This is a genomic window from Desulfosarcina cetonica JCM 12296 (genome assembly GCF_001311845.1).
Taxonomy (GTDB): Bacteria; Desulfobacterota; Desulfobacteria; order Desulfobacterales; family Desulfosarcinaceae; genus Desulfosarcina; species Desulfosarcina cetonica.
In genome coordinates this window covers 1-4,678 of record NZ_BBCC01000299.1, presented here as the reverse complement: position 1 = coordinate 4,678, position 4,678 = coordinate 1, and the positions used below count along the sequence as shown (strand labels likewise).

The 4,678-nt window shown below is 58.9% G+C and carries 7 protein-coding genes and 1 riboswitch; of the genes, 6 read left to right on the top strand and 1 reads right to left on the bottom strand.

Going from position 1 to position 4,678, the window contains the following annotated elements; all coding sequences use genetic code 11:
• Window positions 1-161 precede the first annotated feature (161 nt).
• The 5 genes from JCM12296_RS32415 to JCM12296_RS46550 all read left to right on the top strand — a co-directional run bounded on the left by JCM12296_RS32415 (window position 162) and on the right by JCM12296_RS46550 (window position 3,454).
• Window positions 162-455 carry a hypothetical protein gene (locus JCM12296_RS32415; protein WP_157068107.1) on the top strand — a complete coding sequence of 98 codons (294 nt, stop codon included), beginning with the start codon at window positions 162-164 and terminating at the stop codon, window positions 453-455.
• Window positions 452-709: a hypothetical protein gene (locus JCM12296_RS32410; RefSeq protein WP_054701801.1), complete on the top strand. Its 258-nt coding sequence runs from the start codon at window positions 452-454 to the stop codon at window positions 707-709. The genes JCM12296_RS32415 and JCM12296_RS32410 overlap by 4 nt, the downstream gene beginning before the upstream one ends.
• Before the next feature lie 345 nt (window positions 710-1,054).
• The gene (locus JCM12296_RS32405) at window positions 1,055-1,840 is read left to right on the top strand and encodes an HDOD domain-containing protein (RefSeq protein ID WP_054701798.1); all 786 of its coding nucleotides are present in this window, start codon (window positions 1,055-1,057) and stop codon (window positions 1,838-1,840) included.
• A gap of 105 nt (window positions 1,841-1,945) precedes the next feature.
• Window positions 1,946-2,046, top strand: a riboswitch (SAM riboswitch).
• A gap of 110 nt (window positions 2,047-2,156) precedes the next feature.
• Window positions 2,157-3,248 carry an O-acetylhomoserine aminocarboxypropyltransferase/cysteine synthase family protein gene (locus JCM12296_RS32400; RefSeq protein ID WP_246805225.1) on the top strand — a complete coding sequence of 364 codons (1,092 nt, stop codon included), beginning with the start codon at window positions 2,157-2,159 and terminating at the stop codon, window positions 3,246-3,248.
• The gene (locus JCM12296_RS46550; RefSeq protein ID WP_246805223.1) at window positions 3,185-3,454 is read left to right on the top strand and encodes a PLP-dependent transferase; all 270 of its coding nucleotides are present in this window, start codon (window positions 3,185-3,187) and stop codon (window positions 3,452-3,454) included. Before JCM12296_RS32400 ends, JCM12296_RS46550 begins: the two co-directional genes overlap by 64 nt.
• Before the next feature lie 245 nt (window positions 3,455-3,699).
• Here the strand turns inward: JCM12296_RS46550 and JCM12296_RS32395 are convergent, their stop codons facing one another.
• The gene (locus tag JCM12296_RS32395; protein ID WP_054701795.1) at window positions 3,700-4,302 is read right to left on the bottom strand and encodes a PilZ domain-containing protein; all 603 of its coding nucleotides are present in this window, start codon (window positions 4,300-4,302) and stop codon (window positions 3,700-3,702) included.
• Between the two features lie 250 nt (window positions 4,303-4,552).
• Between JCM12296_RS32395 and JCM12296_RS48585 the strand changes: the two genes are divergently transcribed.
• A complete protein-coding gene (locus JCM12296_RS48585) occupies window positions 4,553-4,678 on the top strand; it encodes a hypothetical protein (RefSeq protein WP_281492239.1) in 126 nt (41 codons plus the stop codon).

Below are 4,678 nucleotides of genomic sequence, written 5' to 3'. Positions count from 1 at the left end.
CAGGCCGCCCGCCAACTGCGAACCATCGCCCTGAAACGGCCGGCGGCGGCCGTGCCGGTCATCGCCCTGGTGGGTGAGATTTTCGTCCGCCGCGACGGCTATCCCGGCAATTCATCACCGAACGGCTGGCCGAGCTGGGCTTCGCCTGTGTGTGCGCCCCGGTGGCCGAATGGATTTACTATGCGGACTGGCTCCTGGCCACGGGACACTCGCCCCGCGGCCCGTTGGGATGGCGGGAACGCATGGGGATCTGGCTTAAACGCCGCGCCATGACCATCAGCGCAACGCGTATTCGCAACCGCCTGGCCGGCTCCGGCCTGGTTCACGGCGCGGCCGTCGACCTGGCCGATATCATCGATCATGCCCAGCCGCACTTGGCTCCCGATCATCATGGAGAGGCCATCCTCACCGTGGGCAGCGCCTGCGGGAAGTCGCGGCCAGCGCCTGCGGGGTGATTGCCATCGGCCCCTTCGGCTGCATGCCCAACCGCCTGGCCGAATCGATTTTAAGCGAAATCATGACCCCGGCGGATCGCCTGGCCGCAGCTGCCGGCGATCCGCGCCTGTCGACCATCCTGACCGGCATGGGTGACTTGCCGTTTCTGGCCATCGAGAGTGACGGGGCCCCCTTTCCCCAGATCACCACCGCCCGGCTGGAGGCCTTTTGCCTGCAGGCCAGGCGTTTGCACGAACGGATGCAGCAATTTTGACGGATTCGTAAAAAGCAGTTTACCCCTTGCGGGGAAATATCCGTGTTCACGAAGTGACCCGAATTTCGGGTCACTTCCTTAGAAGCCCGATATCGGCGTTACGCTTCATCCTTCGTCACTGCGGAGTACGCTAAGTACGCCTCATTCCTCAGGATTCGCAAGCCTTGATCTCGGGCTTTTTACGAATCCGTCGGAAATGCGACTTTTTACGAGTCCATCAATTTTAATTAATGCGCTCCAGCGAAAGACCGATCATATCTGTGGAAACGAGCCGCAAATGCTTCTTTCCACGCACATGATATCGATGACGCAACACCCAACCGATGTTCGAGGAATTCGCTGAAAATGACCGATCTTTCCGGCATTCTTAAAAAAATCGACAAACTGGAACCCGTCCCGATCATTATCCACAAAGTCCTGGCCCTGGCCAATGACCCCGAAGCGCCCTTGAGCGAGTTGATGCGGGTCGTCGAACGCGATCCGGCCATCACGGCCAATCTTCTCAAAACCGCCAATTCCGCATACCTGGGATTGGCCGTGAAGGTGGATTCGGTTCAACAGGCCGTCTCCATGCTGGGTCAGCAACAGGTGGTGGAGATGGTCCTGTCCCAGAACCTTTCCGGGAATCTCGATCGCGCCCAGGCGGGATACGGGTTGGCCAAAGGTGACCTGTGGCGGCAGAGCCTGGCCGTGGCCATGGTGGCCAGAACCCTTGCCAAGCAACGCGACCTGATGAGCCTGCCAGCCATCTACACGGCCGCGCTGCTCAAGGATATCGGCAAGGTCATTCTCCACGAGTATGTCGCCGACAAGCTGGACACCATTCAACGGCTGGTTTCCGATCGGGGGATGAGTTTCGTCGAAGCGGAAAAGGACGTTCTCGGCATGGATCACACGGCCCTTGGCGGCATCATCGCCAAGCAGTGGAATTTCAGCCCGCACATGATCTATATGATCGAAAACCACCATCTGGCCAACCTGGCCTCCCGTAACGACCCGGCCACGGCAACCCTTTACCTGGCCGACATGGTGGCCATGATGGTCGACACCGGCCTTGGTGTCGACCGGCTCGCCTACCATGTGTATCAAGATGTCTTCAACGACTTTTTCCCGATAAAAAGCGGTCCATGACATGATGCTGACCTATCGGACCTTCCAGAACCAGGTCAACGAATTCATGGACGGCCGGGCCAGCACGCCTTGACAACCGTGTTACGAAAATTACTTTCTGAAATTATATCATGAAGAGCGGCGAGAGGGACCTGGCCCGATGACCGTCCGGCAACCTGTGGATCACAAGGTGCCAATTCCAGCCCGCAAGAGGGGAAACATGCGGCCCTGACCGTACAGGGCAACGGGCTTCGCTGCCGCCGCCTTTCCCGCAAAGGGGAAGGCGGCGTTTTTGTTTGTCCATTCCATCCGCCCGCCGGCCAAAGGAGATATGATCATGAACGACTTTATCCGCGGATTTGCAACCAAGGCCATTCACGCCGGTCATACACCGGATCCGACCACCCATTCCCGGGCGGTTCCCCTGTATCAGACCGCATCCTACACCTTTGACAGTTCCCGGCAGGCCGCCGACCTTTTCGGACTGCGGGAATTCGGTAATATCTACACCCGTATCATGAATCCCACCACGGATGTGTTCGAAAAACGCATCGCCGCGCTGGAGGGCGGGGTCGGCGCCCTGGCCGTGGCCTCCGGCCAAGCCGCCGAGACACTGACGATTCTCAGCCTGGCCCAGGCCGGTGACGAAATTGTCGCCTCTTCCGAGCTTTACGGGGGAACGGTGAGCCTTTTTACGCATACCCTTAAAAAGATGGGCATCCAAACCCGTTTTGTTTCCCCAAGCGATCTGGACGCCTGGGACGCGGCCGTCAACGACCGGACCAAGGCCTTTTTCGTGGAAACCATCGGCAATCCCAAACTGGATATCGTCGATATCGCCGCCATCGCCGCCATCGGCAAGCGGCATGGCATTCCCCTGGTGGTGGACAACACCGTCACCTCACCCTATTTGTTGCGGCCTTTCGAGCATGGCGCGGCCATCGTGATCCACTCGGCCACCAAATTCATCTGCGGTCACGGCACGTCCATCGGCGGGGTGATCGTGGATGCGGGGACCTTCGACTGGGCCGCTTCCGGCCGGTTTCCCGATTTCGTCAATCCCGATCCGGCCTACCACGGCCTGAAATTCGTCGAAACCTTCGGCAACCTGGCCTTTATCCTGCGCGCCCGGGTCCTGGGCTTGCGGGACATGGGGGCGGCGCTCAGCCCCTTCAACGCCTGGACGTTTTTGCAGGGGTTGGAGACCCTTCACCTGAGAATGCAGCGCCACTCGGAAAATGGCCTGGCCGTAGCCCGTTTCCTGGAGCAACACAGTTGTGTGGCGTGGGTGCGCTACCCCGGTCTGGAATCGTCACCGACCCACCATCTGGTGGACAAATACCTTCCCAACGGGCAGGGCGCCTGGTGGGTTTCGGCATCAAGGGCGGCCAGGCATCGGCGATTAAATTCATTGAAAGCCTACGCCTGATCAGTCATCTGGCCAATATCGGCGACGCCAAAAGCCTGGTGATTCACCCCGCATCCACCACCCATGAACAACTGTCCGAAGAGGAGCAACGCGCCGCTGGCGTGACGCCGGACTTCATTCGCCTCAGCGTGGGCATCGAGGATATCGCGGATATTTTGGCGGACCTGGAACAAGCGCTGACCACCGGCGTGGCCTGCGGGCTTTAGACGGCCGCAGGGGCCCGACGCACAAGGGCATGCAAAATACCGCTTCAGGCGGCTTGCCGGAGTCGCGGAATCGGTCCGGAGAACCCCTCAATGATGATGGACTCGTAAAAAGTCGCATTTCCGACGGATTCGTAAAAAGCCCGAGATCAAGGCTTGCGAATCCTGAGGAATGAGGCGTACTTTTGCGTACGCCGCAGTGACGAAGGATGAAGCGTAACGCCGATATCGGGTTTTTTACGAATCCGTCAATGATAGGAAGGAACCCAGTCTTGGGTGTCGGTGAACTGAATGCCCACGGAAAGCTCGTCGTCACGCTGCAGAACCGTGGCGATTCTGCCGTTGGCGACCTGCTTTCCAAAAAGGCCGGGAAAGCTGCAGCGCAGGGTGACAGGATCATTGGCTTGAACCAGCTGCGGTCCGCCGGACACCCCCCGAAAAAGGCAACGCGCACCACTTTTACTGATATTTCGGATGATTCCGGGGACAAAAAACCCCTGCTGGTCAATCTCGATACTGGCCGGCAAGGCACATGGAATCCGATGGTGCGCGCGGAGGGTGAAATAGTCGATCGTGGTGGGCGCCTGGATGCGCCACATGGTCATCGGGTAGTCGATTAGCTCAAGAATCGCTGATCGGAATTCAATCATGTGATCCTGGATCCGATATCGCGCGAAAAGCGGCTCGCCCACACGGGGTGTCTTTTGCGCGGATTCCGCTGGCAGGACGATATAATCCCGGCACGTTTCAGGGCCGATGAACATTCCTTCCGTGTATGCACCACTGACCTCATCAACAAATTGCACGGGGGTTCCCCGGGGGACAATCAACATCGCGGTTTCCCTGTTCATGGAATGCTCCCTTTGGGCTTGAAGGATTACACCATCATTCGGCGGTATCGCGTGTCAAAAGCATACACATCCGGGAACGATTGGTAAAGAGCCATTCCCCAAGGCTGATAACCCATGGCATGAACGCCTTCAGCATTTTTTCGGCGGCGCGGGTTGATGTACTTTGGCTGGTGAGTGTGGTAGACACGGGCATGCAAACCAACCCGGATCGGCACCCCTAGGTGAGGAGAAAGAGAAACCCACGGACCCCATGCGCCTATCAACCTTCAACCCGACGCTGATTATCTTCGGCCGCTACCCGGTACCCGGCAAGACCAAGACCCGCCTGATCCCAGCCCTCGGGCCGGCCGGTGCCGCCGACCTGCAGCGTCGCTGA

Coding starts and splice junctions, on each gene's coding strand:
- JCM12296_RS32405 (WP_054701798.1), top strand. CDS start 1,055: ATGACCGATCTTTCCGGCATTCTTAAAAAAATCGACAAACTGGAACCC.
- JCM12296_RS48585 (WP_281492239.1), top strand. CDS start 4,553: ATGCGCCTATCAACCTTCAACCCGACGCTGATTATCTTCGGCCGCTAC.
- JCM12296_RS32395 (WP_054701795.1), bottom strand. CDS start 4,302: ATGAACAGGGAAACCGCGATGTTGATTGTCCCCCGGGGAACCCCCGTG.
- JCM12296_RS32400 (WP_246805225.1), top strand. CDS start 2,157: ATGAACGACTTTATCCGCGGATTTGCAACCAAGGCCATTCACGCCGGT.